This window comes from Streptomyces fodineus (genome assembly GCF_001735805.1).
Lineage (GTDB): Bacteria > Actinomycetota > Actinomycetes > Streptomycetales > Streptomycetaceae > Streptomyces > Streptomyces fodineus.
The window spans coordinates 2567050-2582274 of sequence record NZ_CP017248.1 but is presented as its reverse complement, the minus strand read 5'-3'; the positions used below and the strand labels follow the sequence as shown (position 1 = coordinate 2582274).

The 15225-nt window shown below is 72.5% G+C and carries 12 protein-coding genes; 5 read left to right on the top strand and 7 right to left on the bottom strand.

Annotated elements, in window-relative coordinates:
- Positions 1 to 13: 13 nt before the first annotated feature.
- The 5 genes from BFF78_RS10435 to BFF78_RS10425 form a co-directional block, all read right to left on the bottom strand.
- Positions 14 to 2890 (bottom strand): glycoside hydrolase family 2 TIM barrel-domain containing protein, encoded by a 2877-nt coding sequence (locus BFF78_RS10435; RefSeq protein WP_193433436.1) that lies wholly within the window; start codon positions 2888 to 2890, stop codon positions 14 to 16.
- 7 nt (positions 2891 to 2897) lie between these two features.
- Positions 2898 to 3125, bottom strand: a complete 228-nt coding sequence (locus BFF78_RS43085; RefSeq protein ID WP_079161253.1) for an RICIN domain-containing protein — start codon at positions 3123 to 3125, stop codon at positions 2898 to 2900.
- Positions 3122 to 3268 carry a hypothetical protein gene (locus BFF78_RS46135; RefSeq protein ID WP_159032987.1) on the bottom strand — a complete coding sequence of 49 codons (147 nt, stop codon included), beginning with the start codon at positions 3266 to 3268 and terminating at the stop codon, positions 3122 to 3124. Before BFF78_RS46135 ends, BFF78_RS43085 begins: the two co-directional genes overlap by 4 nt.
- Before the next feature lie 17 nt (positions 3269 to 3285).
- The gene (locus BFF78_RS10430; RefSeq protein WP_069783512.1) at positions 3286 to 4536 is read right to left on the bottom strand and encodes an ROK family transcriptional regulator; all 1251 of its coding nucleotides are present in this window, start codon (positions 4534 to 4536) and stop codon (positions 3286 to 3288) included.
- A 141-nt stretch (positions 4537 to 4677) separates the two neighbouring features.
- Positions 4678 to 5946: an FAD-binding protein gene (locus BFF78_RS10425; RefSeq protein ID WP_069778043.1), complete on the bottom strand. Its 1269-nt coding sequence runs from the start codon at positions 5944 to 5946 to the stop codon at positions 4678 to 4680.
- Positions 5947 to 6103: 157 nt separating this feature from the next.
- Here BFF78_RS10425 and BFF78_RS10420 point away from each other — a divergent pair, with 157 nt between their 5' ends.
- The 3 genes from BFF78_RS10420 (at position 6104) to BFF78_RS10410 (ending at position 9894) form a co-directional block, all read left to right on the top strand.
- Positions 6104 to 6778, top strand: a complete 675-nt coding sequence (locus BFF78_RS10420) for a pyridoxamine 5'-phosphate oxidase family protein (protein ID WP_069778042.1) — start codon at positions 6104 to 6106, stop codon at positions 6776 to 6778.
- Between the two features lie 59 nt (positions 6779 to 6837).
- Positions 6838 to 8175 (top strand): radical SAM protein, encoded by a 1338-nt coding sequence (locus BFF78_RS10415; RefSeq protein ID WP_069778041.1) that lies wholly within the window; start codon positions 6838 to 6840, stop codon positions 8173 to 8175.
- 237 nt (positions 8176 to 8412) lie between these two features.
- Positions 8413 to 9894, top strand: a complete 1482-nt coding sequence (locus tag BFF78_RS10410) for a cellulose-binding domain-containing protein (RefSeq protein WP_069778040.1) — start codon at positions 8413 to 8415, stop codon at positions 9892 to 9894.
- 84 nt (positions 9895 to 9978) lie between these two features.
- Here the strand turns inward: BFF78_RS10410 and BFF78_RS10405 are convergent, their stop codons facing one another.
- Entirely contained in the window at positions 9979 to 11745 is a 1767-nt protein-coding gene (locus BFF78_RS10405) for a DEAD/DEAH box helicase (protein ID WP_069778039.1), read from the bottom strand.
- An 87-nt stretch (positions 11746 to 11832) separates the two neighbouring features.
- Positions 11833 to 12036 (bottom strand): cold-shock protein, encoded by a 204-nt coding sequence (locus BFF78_RS10400; RefSeq protein ID WP_069778038.1) that lies wholly within the window; start codon positions 12034 to 12036, stop codon positions 11833 to 11835.
- 415 nt (positions 12037 to 12451) lie between these two features.
- On the opposite strand from BFF78_RS10400, the gene rsgA reads away from it, so the two are divergent.
- Positions 12452 to 13552 carry a ribosome small subunit-dependent GTPase A gene (gene rsgA, locus BFF78_RS10395; RefSeq protein WP_069778037.1) on the top strand — a complete coding sequence of 367 codons (1101 nt, stop codon included), beginning with the start codon at positions 12452 to 12454 and terminating at the stop codon, positions 13550 to 13552.
- 170 nt (positions 13553 to 13722) lie between these two features.
- Complete coding sequence (locus BFF78_RS10390; RefSeq protein WP_193433435.1) at positions 13723 to 15117, top strand: DNA-3-methyladenine glycosylase 2 family protein; 1395 nt, start codon at positions 13723 to 13725, stop codon at positions 15115 to 15117.
- Positions 15118 to 15225: the final 108 nt, after the last annotated feature.

The window sequence follows — 15225 nt, the reverse complement described above, 5'->3', positions numbered from 1 at the left end:
GGCCGGCCGGATGTCAGCCGGTCTCCGGGGCGGGGGCGGTGGAGAACACGAAGGAGAACTCCGCCGGTGCGGCCCGCAGGTGGTACCGGGGCAGCGGGCCCGGGCCGCAGGACTGGGAGCCGACGCCGTGCTGGCGGTGGTCCAGGTTGACCCACACCGCAGTGCCTGGAGCGAGGTCGGTGCGGTGCGTGGCGGCGTCCAGCTGTTCGGTGGTCCAGCGGCGGGCGGTGAGCCAGAACGCCGGGTCGCCCTCGATGCGCAGGCCGCCGAGTTCGGCCCAGCGGACGTCGATGCGGGCGCCGTTCTCCTGGGGGCGGACGTACGGCGTTTGCAGATCGTCTACGGTCGACTGCCAACTGCCCACCGTCGACGCCATCCTGGTGTCCGGATACGCCTCGCCGGGGCCGCCGCCGAACCATCGCACACGGTCGGCCGTGGACAGTCCGAAGCGGATGCCGAGCCGGGGGAGGGGGACGGTCCAGTCGCCCTCGGGGGTGGTGCATACAGTCAACCGCAGACGGTCTCCGTCCGACGTCCAGCGGTATACCGTCGACAGCCCCAGCTCCCGTGCGGCCGGCGCCACACGCGTGCGGACCGTCAGGGTGCGCTCGCCGGTCTCCACCGCGTCCAGCCGGTGCCGCATCCGGTGCAGGCCGAGCCCCCGCCACAGCAGCCCGTAGCGCAGGTCGGACTGCCAGGGGGCGCCGTCGTCGTTGTCGGTGGTGGCCCGCCACACGTCCAGGCGCAGCCCCAGGACGGGCACGTCGCCGATGGCCGTCAGGGCACCGGTGCGGGCGTCGAAGATGCCGGGGCCGAGGCTGATCATCCCGTCGCCGGGCACCGGCCGGGCGGTTGCCGCGACCGTCGGCAGGCACCGCTGTGACGCCGGGACCTGACCCCAGGCCACGAGATGGTCCTTCGGCGCCCACGGGGTGTCGGCCGCGAGCACCGCCCGGACCGTCCAGAGGGCCTCGCCGGCCGGCGCCCCGGCCGGTGGCGCGGGCAGCTTGACGTCGGCGGACTCGCCGGGGGCCAGCGCCGGTACCGACAGGGTGCCGGACTCCACCGGCTCCCCCTCGACCTCGTACGACCACGAGAACGCCAGCGCCGAGAGGCCGGCGAAGTCCTGCTTGTTGGTGATCCGGACCGTGCCGTCGCCGGCGTCACCGGTGATGCCGACCGGTTCGATCACCTTCTTGTACTCCAGCAGACCGGGGGAGGGCCGCCGGTCCGGGAAGAGCAGGCCGTCGCAGACGAAGTTGCCGTCGTGCAGTTCCTCGCCGAAGTCGCCGCCGTAGGCGTAGCCCAGTTCCGGATGCGCGATGCCGTGGTCGATCCACTCCCAGACGAAGGCGCCCTGCAGCCGGTCGTACGACTCGAACAGCCGCTGGTAGTCGGCGAGTCCGCCGGGGCCGTTGCCCATGGCGTGCGCGTACTCGCAGAGGACGAAGGGGAGGCGGCGGCGCTTGAGGGTGCCGCCGTCCAGGCCGCGGCCGATCCGCTCGACCTCGGCGTGGTCGGCGTACATCCGTGAGTACATGTCCGTGTCACGGCAGCCGTGGTCGCCCTCGTAGTGCAACGGCCGGGAGGAGTCCCGGCCGCGGATCCACTCGGCCATCGCGGTCAGGCCCCGGCCGGTGCCGGCCTCGTTGCCGAGGGACCAGATGACGACCGACGGGTGGTTCTTGTCCCGTTCGACCATGCGGGACGCCCGGTCCAGCAGGGCCGGGGTCCAGCGGTCGTCGTCGACGGGGTTGTCCCGCCAGCCCTGCTCGGTGAAGCCGTGGGTCTCCAGGTCGCACTCGTCGATCACCCAGAGCCCGAACTCGTCGCAGAGGTCGAGGAAGGCCGGGTGCGGCGGGTAGTGGGAGGTGCGGACGGCGTTGACGTTGTGCCGCTTCATCAGCAGCACGTCCTCGCGCATGGTGGCGAGGTCCAGCGCGCGGCCCCTTTCCGGGTGCCACTCGTGCCGGTTGACGCCCTTGAAGAGGACCGGCCTGCCGTTGACCTTGATCAGGCCGTCCGCCAGTTCCACGGTACGGAAGCCGATGCGCAGCGGCACCCGCTCGCCCTCGGTGGCCAGCGTGCCCTCGTACAGCCTCGGCGTCTCCGCCGACCACGGCTCGACCGGCACGGTCACGCTCTCGCCGGTCGCGAGGTCGATGCCGAGCTCGGACACGGTCACCCGGCCGTCCACGTCGGAGTCGACACGCAGGGTGCCGGTGCCGGCGCGGTGGTCGTAGGAGGCGTGCACGAAGAAGTCGAGCGCGGCGCCCGCCGGGCGGTGCAGCAGGGTGACGTCACGGAAGATGCCCGGCAGCCACCACTGGTCCTGGTCCTCCAGATAGGAGCCGGCCGACCACTGGTGGACGCGGACCGCCAGTACATTGTCCGCAGTCTTCAGCAGATGGCCGACCGCGAACTCGTGCGGCAGCCGCGACCCCTTGAACTCGCCGAGGTCCGTGCCGTTCAGCCACACCCGGGCGCAGGACTCCACCCCGTCGAAGCGCAGCACCGCGCCCCCGTCCGACGGCCAGTCCTGCGGCAGGTCGAAGACCCGCAGATGGTCGCCGGTCGGGTTCTCGGTCGGCACCCGCGGCGGGTCGACCGGGAATGGATAGAGGTGATTGGTGTAGATGGGGGAGCCGTGGTCCTGGAGGACCCAGTGGCCGGGGACCGCGATCTGAGCCCAGTCACCGGCGTCGTACCCCTCCTCGGCGAAGGAGTCGTCCTCGGCGTCGGCCGTCGGCGACAGCCGGAAGCGCCAGTTCCCGTTCAGCGACAGGGACTTGGCGTCCGAGGACGCGTACCAGGCGCGGGGCGGCAGCGCCCCGGAGCCGGGGGAGACGTCCTCGACGTAATCGGTGACGGTGTGGGTGCTCAAAGACATCGTTCTCCTAGCTCAGCCCTTGATACCGGTCTGCGCGATCCCCTGCACCAGCCTGCCGGGTGCAGGCCTCGTTCGTGCCGCCGTCGCAGCTGTACAGAATCACCTTGCTGCCGTCGGCGGTCGCCTGCCCGCTGACGTCGAGGCACTGGCCCGACGCCTCGTTCACGATCTGCCCGTCGGCGTTCAGCAGCCACTGCTGAGTTGCGTCGCCCGTGGCCGTGGCGGTGGCCGTCAGATGGTCTGCGCGGCGTGGGGGGAGACCTCGGCGGCGGCCGGTGCGGCGGTGGCGTTCGCGGGCGGGGAGGTGAGGAGGGCTCCGGTGACGGCCAGTGCGGCGGAGGCCGTCAGCAGCAGGGATCTCTTGCGGGGGTGAGACACGTGCATCCCTTCCGTCGTCATGGAGGCGGTGCGGTACGGCTCCGCGCGGGGATGGTGCGCTTGGTGGTGCTCGGCCTCTGCCCGACGGACCGCAACGCGCCCTCCAGCGCGAACGTGGCCGCGCCGAGGGACACCGGGTCGGTGGGGATCGGGGAGAGGACGATCTCGGTGGCGGCCAGCGGCCGGCGCAGTGCGTGCCGGGCGACGGCCCGGCGGACCTCGTCGAGCAGCGGCTCGCCCAGCCGGGCGGCGACCCAGCTGCTGAGCACGATCACTTCGGGGTTGAGGAGATTGACCAGGTCGGAGATGCCGGCACCCAGATAGCGGGCGGTGTCTCGGACCACCTTGAGGGCCACCGGGTCGCCCGCGGCGACCGCGCGGGCCAGCGCGGCGATGGTGGCCGTCTGGTCCTCGGGGTGCAACAGGGGGGAGCGCGGGCTGAGTTCGCGCAGGTTCTGCATGATGCCGGGAGCGCCGACGTACGTCTCGACGCAGCCGTGGTTGCCGCAGTGGCACAGCCGGCCGTCCAGCACCAGCGTGGTGTGGCCCCACTCGCCGGCGCTGTTGCTCACGCCCCGGTGCAGCCCGCCGCCGAGGGCGAGACCGGCGCCGACCCCCGTGCCCAGGTTGACCACGACTGCGTCCCCGCGGCCCCGCGCGGCCCCGAACCACAGCTCGGCCACCGCGCAGGCGCGTAGTGGATTGTCCAAGTGCAGGGGGTAAGGGATGTGTTCGGCGAGCAGGTCGAGCAACGGCACGTCGTGCCAGTCCCAGTTGGGCGCGTACTCGGCGACACCGGTGTCCCGGTCCACCTGGCCCGGCACGCTCACCCCGACGCCGAGCACCGTGGCCGCCTCGACCCCGGCCTGTGCCACCACCGAGCCGACGGCCGCGGCCACATGGCCCACCACCTGTTCCGGGCGGCTCTCACCGGGCCGCATGTCCTCCTCGGCGCGGGCCAGTACGTTGAGCGCCAGGTCGAACAGCTCCACATGGACGTACGTCTCCGCGATGTCGACGCCGATCAACGCGCCCCCCGACGCGTTGACGGCCACCAGGCCCCGGGGCCGGCCGCCCGCCGAGTCCTCGAAACCCACCTCGGTGATCATCCGCAGGTCCAGCAGCTCGCCGACCAGCGTGGCGACCGTGGCCAGGCTCAGCCCCGTGGCGGCGGCCAGCTCCTGCCGGGAGGTGGGAGACTCGGCGATGATCTGGCGCAGCACCTCGTAGCGGTTCGCGGTGCGGATGTCACGTGATGTGCGCTTCAACGCGGCGGCCCCTCCCATCCCGTCCAGCCGGACCGGCCGGGGCGGCATGGGCACCGGCGCGGGCGTCAGGCTATGGGCTGGCAAGCCCTTTCGACAAGGGCTTTGGAAATGGGGTGGAGAAAGTAGCCGTCCGAGCGGCCCTCAGTCGTCGAGGCCGAGGTGGTCCCGCACGAAGGCGTTGGCGAACGTGCCGGAAGGATCCACGGACCGGGTCAGCCGCCAGAAGTCGTACCACCGGGGATACCGACTTCGGACCACGGCCGAGGGGATCTCGAAGACCTTCCCCCAGTGCGGGCGCGGGTCGAACGGGTCCAGCGCCTCCTCCAGCCGGCGCACCACCGGCAGCACCGCCGTCTCGTCCCGCACCCAGGTGAAGTGCAGCGCGACCGAATCCCGTCCGTGGGCCGGGCTCAGCCACTGGGTGTCGGCGGCGACCGTACGCACTTCACAGGTCTGCACTACACCGGCGACTGCCGACCGAATACCGTCGATTGCATACAGCGCATCGACGGCCGCCGACCGCGGCAGCAGATACTCCGACTGGATCTCCTCCCCGCTGCTCGGCGTGAACTCCGCCCGGAAGTGCGGCAGCCGCTCGTGCCACGGATCGGGCACGCCCAGCTGCTCGGTGCAGTTGCCCGCGGGCATGCCCGGCACCGGGTGCAGCGGCACCCGCGCGGGCGCCGCCCAGGGGAAGTCCACCGCCGGCTGATCGGTGCGCCGCTTGACCCACACCTGCCCGAAGCCCGGTTCCCGCCAGTTCGTGAACAGGCTCACGCTGTACCCCGCGGCCATCACGGCGTCGAAGTCCAGCCCCTCCAGCGGGAGTTCGGTGTAGACCCGCTGCTCCACCTCGTACGCCGGCTCCAGGTCGAGCGTGAGCCCGGTGACGACGCCGAGTGCGCCGAGGGAGGTCACGGCACCGTCGAACCGGGCGTCGTCCCGGCCCGTCGTCCCGGTCGTACCGTCCGCGAGGACCATCTCCACCTCCCGAACCGCCGACGCCAGCGGGCCGTTGTCCACGCCCGAGCCGTGCGTGCCCGTCGCCACCGAACCGGCCACCGAAATGTGCGGCAGGGACGCCATGTTGGGGAGGGCGAGACCGTGCGCGTGGACCGCGGCGGCCAGTTCGGCGTAGCGGACCCCGCCCGCGACGCGGACCGCGCGCGCCGCCGTGTCGACCTCGATCACCCGCGGCAGCCCGGCGGTGGACAGCAGCACGCCGTCCGGACCCGGGTCGGCGATCCGGTTGAAGGAGTGCCCACTGCCCAGCACCCGCACCCGCTCACTGCGCGCCACCAGCGACGCCAGCCCGTCGAGCGTGCGCGGACGGTGGAACTCCCGCGCGGTGTAGGTGATGGTGCGCGCCCAGTTGGTGACCGTCCCGGCGGTCTCGGCCGTCCCTGTCACGGTTACGTCCCTCCCGGAGAGTGCCTGTGTGCCGAGCCTCTCATCCGGATCGGCCCAGCGGGGAGGAATGCTGCGGATTTCGTCGTATTCCTAGATTGGATCGACGTATATGAAATCTCGCTGGCTCCATGAGTGCGATATCGGTACCTTTCCTGCCATGACCCAGGAACCGCTTCCCGCCCGGCTGCCCCTCACCGACCGCACCCGTCACCGCCGCCTGCGCGAGCAGGGCAGCCTGGAGCGGGCGGACCTGGAGGCGATCCTCGACGCCGGATTCGTCTGCCATCTCGGCGTGCTGGTCGACGGGCGGCCCCTCGTCGTGCCCACGGTGTACGGGCGGGACGAGCGATGGCTGTATCTGCATGGGTCCGTGGCCAGCCGCAGCCTCGCAGGAGAGACGCCGGTGTGCGTGACGGTCACGCACGTGGACGGGCTAGTGCTCGCCCGGTCCGTCTTCGAGCACGGCGTGAACTACCGCAGCGCCATGATCCACGGCACGGCCCGCAAGGTCACCGACCCCGAGGAGAAGCTGGAGGGCCTGCGCCGGCTCACCGAGCACTCCGCGCCGGGCCAGTGGTCGTACGCTCGCCGCCCCAGCCGCAAGGAACTGGCCGCCACCACCCTCCTCGCCCTCTGTCTCGAAGAGGCCTCCGTCAAGATCCGCACGGGCGCCCCGGACGACGGCGACGGACCCGACGCGGCCCTCGGCCTGTGGGCCGGAGTCCTGCCGCTGACCACGGTGTGGGGCACTCCCGAACCCGACCCGGCGCTGCCGGCCGGGACCGCCGTGCCGGACCACATCGCGCGCCGTGCGGGGACCCGGCACGGATGAGCCGCAGGCGGGGGCATACGGTGTAAGTCGTACGCCTGAGCCGGGAGGAGAACAGACGGATGGGCAGTCGTACCGCGCTGGTCGAGGATCTGCTGGAGCGCTTCCCGCAGGTGCCCAGAGAAGCGGTCTTCAAGGAGGACCTGCTCCGCGGCGGTGTCGCCTTCGACCCGTCCGCCCTCAGTGACAACGAGAGCGGCGAGGTCAAGCCGAAGTCGTACTTCATCTTCTCCTTCGACCACGGCACCCTGCCCGAGCTCGGCGAGGCGGCGCTGCGCCGGCCCCCGGAGGAGATCATCCTCACGGGTGGTCCCTACGACCTGCGGCGCACCGTCGTCTCCGTACGGGTGAATCCGGCCTCGCCGTACCGGGTGGCGGCCGACGGTCAGGGGCTGCTCGGTCTGTACCTCGACGGGAAGCGGATCGCGGACGTCGGTGTGCCGCCCATGCCGGAGTACTACCGGCACACCCTCTCCAACGGAAAGTCCGTGATGGAGGTGGCCCCGACCATCCAGTGGGGCTATCTGATCTACCTCACCGTCTTCCGGGTCTGCCAGTACTTCGGCGCCAAGGAGGAGTGCCAGTACTGCGACATCAACCACAACTGGCGCCAGCACAAGGCGGCCGGGCGGCCGTACACCGGCGTGAAGGACGTCGAGGAGGTGCTGGAGGCCCTCGAGATCATCGACCGGTACGACACCCAGAAGACCTCCACCGCGTACACGCTGACCGGCGGCGCGATCACCAAGACGGTCGCCGGGCGCGACGAGGCCGACTTCTACGGCCACTACGCCAAGGCCATCGAGGAGCGCTTCCCGGGCCGCTGGATCGGCAAGGTCGTCGCGCAGGCGCTGCCCAAGGCGGACGTGCAGCGGTTCAAGGACTACGGCGTGCAGATCTACCACCCCAACTTCGAGGTGTGGGACCGCCGGCTGTTCGAGCTGTACTGCCCGGGCAAGGAGCGGTACGTCGGCCGCGACGAGTGGCACAAGCGGATCCTGGACTCCGCCGAGGTGTTCGGCGCGCGCAATGTGATCCCCAACTTCGTGGCGGGCGTGGAGATGGCCGAGCCGTTCGGGTTCACGACGGTGGACGAGGCGATCGAGTCGACCACCGAGGGACTGCGCTTCTTCATGTCGCACGGCATCACCCCGCGCTTCACCACCTGGTGCCCGGAGCCCACCACCCCGCTCGGCAAGGCCAACCCGCAGGGCGCGCCGCTGGAGTACCACATCCGGCTGCTGCAGGCCTACCGTCGGACGATGGACGACTTCGGGCTCTCCTCCCCGCCCGGCTACGGCCCGCCCGGACCCGGCCGCGCGGTCTTCTCCGTCAGCTCCTTCATGGACAGTCTGCCCGCGGACGAAGGGACGGAGGCGGAGGCACCGGCCGAGGTGTGATCCCGCGCACCGGGTCGGCGCGGCGGTGAGTGGAACGGCGCCCGCGTCCGTACAGCAAGCCGGAGTTGTGGGGTCGTCGCGTCGCGCACGCGTGCCGGCACAGGCGGTAACCGGATGTGAACAGGCCGCTTGTCAGTTGTGTCAAGAACGTGAAAGGCTCTGTGTTCTGCCGCGAGGTTCCCAGCAACTCCCTTCCCTCTGTGGTGAGTTGCCCTCGTTCGTGGATGCAGGAGTCCCATGCCCGACCTGCCGACCCCCAAGGACGCCACCGAGTCCGCGCTGTTCTCGGAGGGCTGGGACGCGGTGCTCAGTTACGCGGACCTGTGCACCTCCGGGTCCCTGACGGCCCATCAACTGGCGACCGAGGCCTTCACGCTCGGCATGCGCGAGGTCCGCGCCGCCGCCAGCACCCATGTGCGCGGCGCGGGCCGGCGCACCGCACGGCTGCCCACCATCCCGGCGCTGCTCACCGCCGTACGCGACACCGCCGCCGCCTGGGAGGCCGGCGGGCAGGGGCACAAGCTCGACCCCGACCTCAGGCTGTGGCTCAACTCCGGTAGCGCCGCCCGCTTTACGGGACCGCCACTGGAGCGCCCGATCGCGCTGCGCGGCCTCAGGGACATGCAGGAGGCCGACGCGGCGCTGCTGTGGCTGGCCGAGGTGGAGGCACTGCCGCTGCCGGCCGTCGCCCGCCGGCTCGGCCTGGACCCGGCCACCGTCGCCGACGAACTCGACCAGGTCCGCTCCCTGTTCCGGGACCGCTGCCACCGCGCCCACCTCGACACGCCGATGGACGCGCAGTGCCGCTCCTACGCCCGCCTGCTCGACGCGGTCACCCGCTCGCCGGCCGCCGACGCCCCCGACGACCTCTCCCGGCACCTCGCCACCTGTGTGCGGTGTGCCGAGGCCGCCGCGTGCCTGCGCCTGCACGGCGGCGGACTGCCGGCCGCGCTGGCCGGCGGGGTCATCGGCTGGGGTGGCCTCGCCTACCTGGAACGCCGCCGCCGGGCCGCCGAGGTCCGCCTCGCCGGACGCCCCGGCGGCGCCGACCCCGCCGGCGGTGATCCGGAGGAGGGCACCGGCCGCAGCCGTGTCCTGCGCGGCGGCCTGCTCGCCGCCGCCGTACTGCTGTCGGCGCTGGCGCTCGGCGTGTCGATGATGCCGTTCGGCGGCTCCGGCGGCGACACCGCCGCCGCCCGCGACGACCGGCAGCCGGTCGCCGACCCGAGCGTCTCCCGCACCGACCCCACCCCGCCGGCCTCGCCGACGGCACCCTCCGTCAGCACCCCCTCCGCGGTGCCCACGACGGCCGGCTCCCGCCGCGAGAAGCCCGACCCCGAACCGCAGGGCACCTCCTCCGCCGCACCCCAGCCCGGAACCGACGACGACACCTCCGCCCCCGCGACGACCTGCCGGGTCGCCTACGACCTCGTCAACCAGTGGCCCGACGGCTTCCAGGCCACCGTCACCGTCACCACCGACCGGCCCCTGGCCGGCTGGAACGTGTCCTGGGCCTTCCGCGACGGCCAGCAGGTCGGCCAGGTGTGGGACGCCACCGTCCATCAGAGCGGCTCCCGCGTCACCGCCACCGCCGCCGACTACAACAGGACCGTCGCCGCGCACGGCTCCCTGTCCTTCGGGTTCATCGGCACCTGGCAGGACCGGAACCGGGCGCCGTACGACTTCACGCTCAACGGGACGTCCTGCACGGCCGGCTGAGCACGCGGGCCGAGCAGGCTGCAACGCGTACGGTGCGCCGCCTACGCGGGGTGGTCGACAGGGTGCCTGGTGCCCGTCGGGGCACTAGGTGGCCGAGGTGCGGCGGCCGCCCCGGCGGTCGGAGCCCCGGCCGCCGCTGCCGGCAGCGCCCCCCGCGGCTCCGCCGGACGCCGATCGCCGACGGGAACCGCGGGTGTTCTTGCCGGATGAGGTGTCGGCCGCGCTGCGGCGGTCGGCACCACGGCCGCCCGCGCCCGCGGCACCACGGCCGCCCGCGCCCGCGGCACCACGGCCGCCCGCGCCCGCGGCACCACCCGTGGCCCCGGCGGCTCCCCCACGGAGGGCGGAGCCGCGTCCGCCGGTTGCGGAGGTATCCCCGGACGCTGCCGCCCCGGCGGCGGCCCGGCGCTCGGAGCCCCGGCCCCCCGTCCTGGTGGCAGTGCCTGTCGCCGCTCCGGGCCCGCCGCCGTTGCGGCGCCGGCGGCCGGACCGCCTGCCGCCCTCGGTGCCGGTCGTCCGGTCCGGGCGGGACGCCGTCGGTGTCGCCGGCTGGGGGACCTCGATGGTGACGGGCACGCCGGAAGGCTCGCGGGCGCCGGTGATGGTGGCCAGTTCCTCGTCGCTCGAGGTGATGCGGGCCGTTCGGGGACGGATGCCCGCGTCCGACATGAGCCGGGTGACGTCCCGCTTCTGGTCGGGCAGGACCAGCGTGACCACGCTGCCGGAGCCGCCGGCGCGGGCCGTGCGGCCGCCCCGGTGGACGTAGTCCTTGTGGTCGGTGGGGGGATCGACGTTGACGACCAGGTCGAGGTCGTCGATGTGTATGCCCCGGGCCGCGACGTTCGTCGCCACCAGGGCGGTGACCTGGCCGTTCTTGAACTGTTCCAGGGTCCGGTTGCGCTGCGGCTGGGAGCGGCCTCCGTGCAGCGCCGCCGCGCGGACACCGACGGCCAGGAGCCGCTTGGTGAGCCGGTCGGCGGACCTCTTGGTGTCGAGGAAGAGGATGACCCGGCCGTCACGGGCGGCGATGCGCGTGGTGACGGCCTTCTTGTCGGTCTCGTCCTGGAGGTGGAGCACGTGGTGCTCCATGGTGGTCACCGCTCCCGCGGACGGGTCCACGGAGTGCACCACGGGGTCGGTGAGGAACCGCTGCACCAGGCGGTCGATGTTGCGGTCCAGGGTGGCCGAGAAGAGCATGCGCTGTCCGTCGGGCCGCACTTGCTGGATCAGCTTGGTGATCTGCGGCAGGAAGCCCATGTCGGTCATCTGGTCGGCTTCGTCCAGCACCGTGATGCCCACGCTGCCGAGCACGCAGTCGCCGCGTTCCACGAGGTCGTTGAGCCTGCCCGGAGTCGCCACGAGCACCTCGGCGCCGCGCCGGAGCGCTCCCGCCTGCTTGGTGATGGACAGCCCGCCGACCACCGTGGCCAGCCGGAGGTTCACGGCCGTCGCGTAGGGGGTCAGCGCGTCGGTCACCTGCTGGGCGAGTTCCCGGGTGGGCACCAGTACGAGGGCGAGGGGCGCCTTGGGCTCCGCGCGCAGTCCGGCCGTGCGGGCCAGGAGCGCAAGCCCGAACGCGAGGGTCTTGCCGGAGCCGGTGCGACCCCGTCCCAGCAGGTCACGGCCGGCGAGCGAGTTGGGCAGCGTGGCGGCCTGGATGGGGAAGGGGGTGGTGACACCTTGCGCGGTGAGGGTCTTCAGCAGTCCCGCGGGCATGTCCATACCGGCGAAGTCCTCGACGGCGGGAAGTGCGGGTGTCGTGCTTTCCGGCAGCCGGAATTCCCTTGTCGACGACGCGGACGGTGGGGGTGACGAGGCGCGCCGGTTCGACTTCTGGGGCCTGCGGGACATGCGGTTGTCTGCCTTCCTGGAAACAGCACAAACCGGGGTCCGCACCCTGACGGTGCGGACCCCGGTGAGCGGATACGCGTCCGGCGATCAGGCGGGGATGATGTTCTCCGCCTGCGGGCCCTTCTGGCCCTGCGTGACGTCGAAGGAGACCCGCTGGCCCTCCTGGAGCTCACGGAAGCCCTGGGTCGCGATGTTCGAGTAGTGGGCGAAGACGTCGGGGCCGCCGCCGTCCTGCGCGATGAAGCCGAAACCCTTTTCGGCGTTGAACCACTTCACGGTTCCCTGTGCCATGACCTTCTCCGATCTGTAGGCAGAGGCCCCATCCGGAGATGCCGGAAACAACTAATGCGCCTGAAGGGAAAACATTCCTGTCAGGCGCACATGGGTTCATGGGTACCACAACTGCAACTCGAAGACTCTAGCACAGCTCGGCGGCCGAGGTGGTTCACCGAGGCGCTCCGGGGTTCCCCGGTAAATCGGTGGCACGCGCGTGCGTGCCGCTCTACGGTGAGGACTGCTTCACACGGCGGCCGTTGGCCGCCGCTGTCGGCCGAGTGAGGAAAGGGAGGTGTGACCGATGGCTGTCTCTGTGATGGGCACTGCCCGCAACCAGAAGATCATCCACACCACCTCCGTGGTCTCCGGCTGACCTTTCTCACAGCGCACACGTGCGCGGAGCCGGGGCCGCCCTTGTGAAGGGTTCCCCTTGAATCTCTCTTCTTCTTCGGTCTCGTCGCACCCACTCGCCGGCTACGGCTGGGACGAGGGCTGGGAAGCCGATTTCGCTCCCCATGCCGAGCAGGGCCTCCTGCCCGGCCGTGTCGTGCGGGTCGACCGTGGCCTGTGCGACGTCGTCACCGCGGGCGGGACCGTCCGCGCCGACACCGAGTTCGTCGTTCCCCGTGACCCCATGAAGGTCGTGTGCACGGGGGACTGGGTCGCCGTCGACCCCGACGGTGATCCGCGCTATGTCCGCGCGTATCTGCCGCGCCGCACCGCCTTCGTGCGCTCCACCTCCTCCAAGCGGTCCGACGGGCAGATCCTCGCCGCCAACGTCGACCACGCGGTCGTCGCCGTGTCGCTCGCCGTCGAACTCGACCTCGGCCGCATCGAACGCTTCCTCGCGCTGGCCTGGGAGTCCGGCGCCCAGCCCGTCGTCGTCCTCACCAAGGCCGACCTGGTACCGGACCCGGTCACCCTGGCCCACCTGGTGCAGGACGTGGAGACGAGCGCGCCCGGCGTGCCGGTGCTCACCGTCAGCGCCCTGCACGGCGACGGGCTCGACGTCCTCACCGCGCTCGTCGGCTCCGGTACGTCCGTACTGCTCGGCCAGTCCGGCGCGGGCAAGTCCACGCTGGCCAACGCCCTCGTCGGCGCCGACATCATGGACGTACGGGCCGCGCGGGACGTCGACGGCAAGGGGCGGCACACCACGACCACGCGCAATCTGCTCGCCCTGCCGTCGGGCGGGGTTCTCATCGACACGCCCGGACTGCGGGGTGTCGGGCTGTACGACGCCGGGAGCGGGGTCGGCCAGGTGTTCTCCGAGATCGAGGAACTGGCCGAGCGGTGCCGCTTCCACGACTGCGCCCATGAGAGCGAGCCGGACTGCGCGGTGCGCTCCGCCGTGGAGAGCGGCGAGCTTCCGGTGCGGCGGCTGGAGAGCTACCGGAAGCTGGTGCGGGAGAACCAGTGGATCGTGGCCAAGACCGATGCGCGGGTCCGTGCGGAGCTTCGACGGGACTGGAAACGGAAGGGGGCCGAGGGGAGGGCGGCGATGGAGAGCAAGCGGGGGCGTTGGACGTAGCTGTCCTGGGCAAGCGCCGCGAAGGGGCGCGGGTGACTGCGTGACCAGCCACGTCGTACCCGCGCCCGGCGACGGTCACGACGTCCACGGCGCGACCCGCACCGCCCACTACCGCCATGTCCGATTCCCGCCAGCCCCACCCTCTTCCCCGCCCCACACTGGAACATGTGATGGACGAGGACACCAGGTACGAAGCGGTGCGGAGCCGGGACGGGCGGTTCGACGGCGTCTTCTTCTTCGCCGTCGAGACCACCGGGATCTACTGCCGGCCCAGCTGCCCGGCGGTGACGCCGAAGCGGCACAACGTGCGGTTCTTCCCGACGGCCGCCGCCGCCCAGGGCTCCGGGTTCCGGGCCTGCCGGCGGTGCCGGCCGGACGCCGTGCCGGGGTCGGCGGAGTGGAATGTGCGGGCGGACGTCGTCGGGCGGGCCATGCGGCTGATCGCGGACGGCGTCGTGGACCGCGAGGGCGTCGCCGGGCTCGCCGCGCGGCTCGGCTACAGCGCCCGGCAGGTCCAGCGCCAGCTCACCGCGGAGCTCGGCGCCGGGCCCGTGGCGCTGGCGCGGGCCCAGCGGGCGCACACCGCGCGGGTGCTGCTGCAGACCACCGACCTGCCGGTCACCGAGATCGCGTTCGCGTCCGGGTTCGCCAGTGTGCGGCAGTTCAACGACACCGTCCGCGAGGTGTACGACTCCACGCCCACGGAGTTGCGCGCCGCCGCCCCCCGGGGCCGGGGCGTGCGCCGGGCCGCTCCGGGCGCAGGGATCCCGCTGCGGCTCGCCTACCGGGGCCCGTACCAGGCCGCCGCCGTCTTCGACCAGCTCGGCGAGGAGGCGGTCACCGGGGTCGAGGAGGTGTCCGGCGCGCCGGGCGGCCGTACCTACCGGCGCACGCTGCGGCTGCCGTACGGCACGGGAATCGTCGCCGTCGAGGAGCGCACCCGGGCGCCGAAGGCCGGCGGCGGCACCCGGCCGGGCGGCTGGCTCGACGCGCGACTGCATCTCACCGACCCCAGGGACCTCACCACCGCGGTACAGCGGCTGCGGCGCCTCTTCGACCTCGACGCCGACCCGTACGCCGTGGACGAGCGGCTCGGCGCCGATGCCCGCCTCGGCCCGCTGGTCGCCGCCCGGCCCGGGCTGCGCTCGCCCGGCGCCGTGGACCCGCTGGAGCCCGCCGTCCGCGCCCTGGCCGGAAGGGGCGGCGCCGAGGAACTGGTGCGGCGGTGCGGCAAGGTGCTCGACGCGCCCTGCGGCAGCCTCACCCGTCTCTTCCCCGAGCCCGCCGCGCTCGCCGAGGCCGAGCCGGACGGTCCGCTGGCCGCCCTGGCCGCCGCCCTCGCCGACGGCACCGTACGGCTGGACCCGGGCGCCGACCGCGACGACGCACAGGAGGCCCTGCTCGGCCTGCCCGGCATGGACGCGGCCACCGTCGCCACCGTACGCGCCCGCGCCCTCGGCGATCCGGACGTCGCCCCGCCGGGCGTGGAGGTGCCCGATGGGTGGCGGCCTTGGCGGTCGTATGCCGTGCAGCATTTGCGTGTGGCTGGGGAGGGGAGTCGATGACGATCGTGTATGGGGTCCAACTGGGCGTTCTGGTGGGGCAGTTGTTGCCGACCGTTGCCGCCGTGGGCGTGCGTGCCCTCGGTGATCCGGATGTTGCCCCGCCGGGCG

Bases quoted from the DNA above. Each gene is read 5' to 3' on its own strand.
- BFF78_RS10405 (WP_069778039.1), bottom strand. From the start codon at position 11,745: ATGTCCCGCAGGCCCCAGAAGTCGAACCGGCGCGCCTCGTCACCCCCA.
- BFF78_RS10435 (WP_193433436.1), bottom strand. From the start codon at position 2,890: ATGTCTTTGAGCACCCACACCGTCACCGATTACGTCGAGGACGTCTCC.
- BFF78_RS10390 (WP_193433435.1), top strand. From the start codon at position 13,723: ATGGACGAGGACACCAGGTACGAAGCGGTGCGGAGCCGGGACGGGCGG.
- BFF78_RS10415 (WP_069778041.1), top strand. From the start codon at position 6,838: ATGGGCAGTCGTACCGCGCTGGTCGAGGATCTGCTGGAGCGCTTCCCG.
- BFF78_RS10420 (WP_069778042.1), top strand. From the start codon at position 6,104: ATGACCCAGGAACCGCTTCCCGCCCGGCTGCCCCTCACCGACCGCACC.
- BFF78_RS10410 (WP_069778040.1), top strand. From the start codon at position 8,413: ATGCCCGACCTGCCGACCCCCAAGGACGCCACCGAGTCCGCGCTGTTC.
- BFF78_RS10400 (WP_069778038.1), bottom strand. From the start codon at position 12,036: ATGGCACAGGGAACCGTGAAGTGGTTCAACGCCGAAAAGGGTTTCGGC.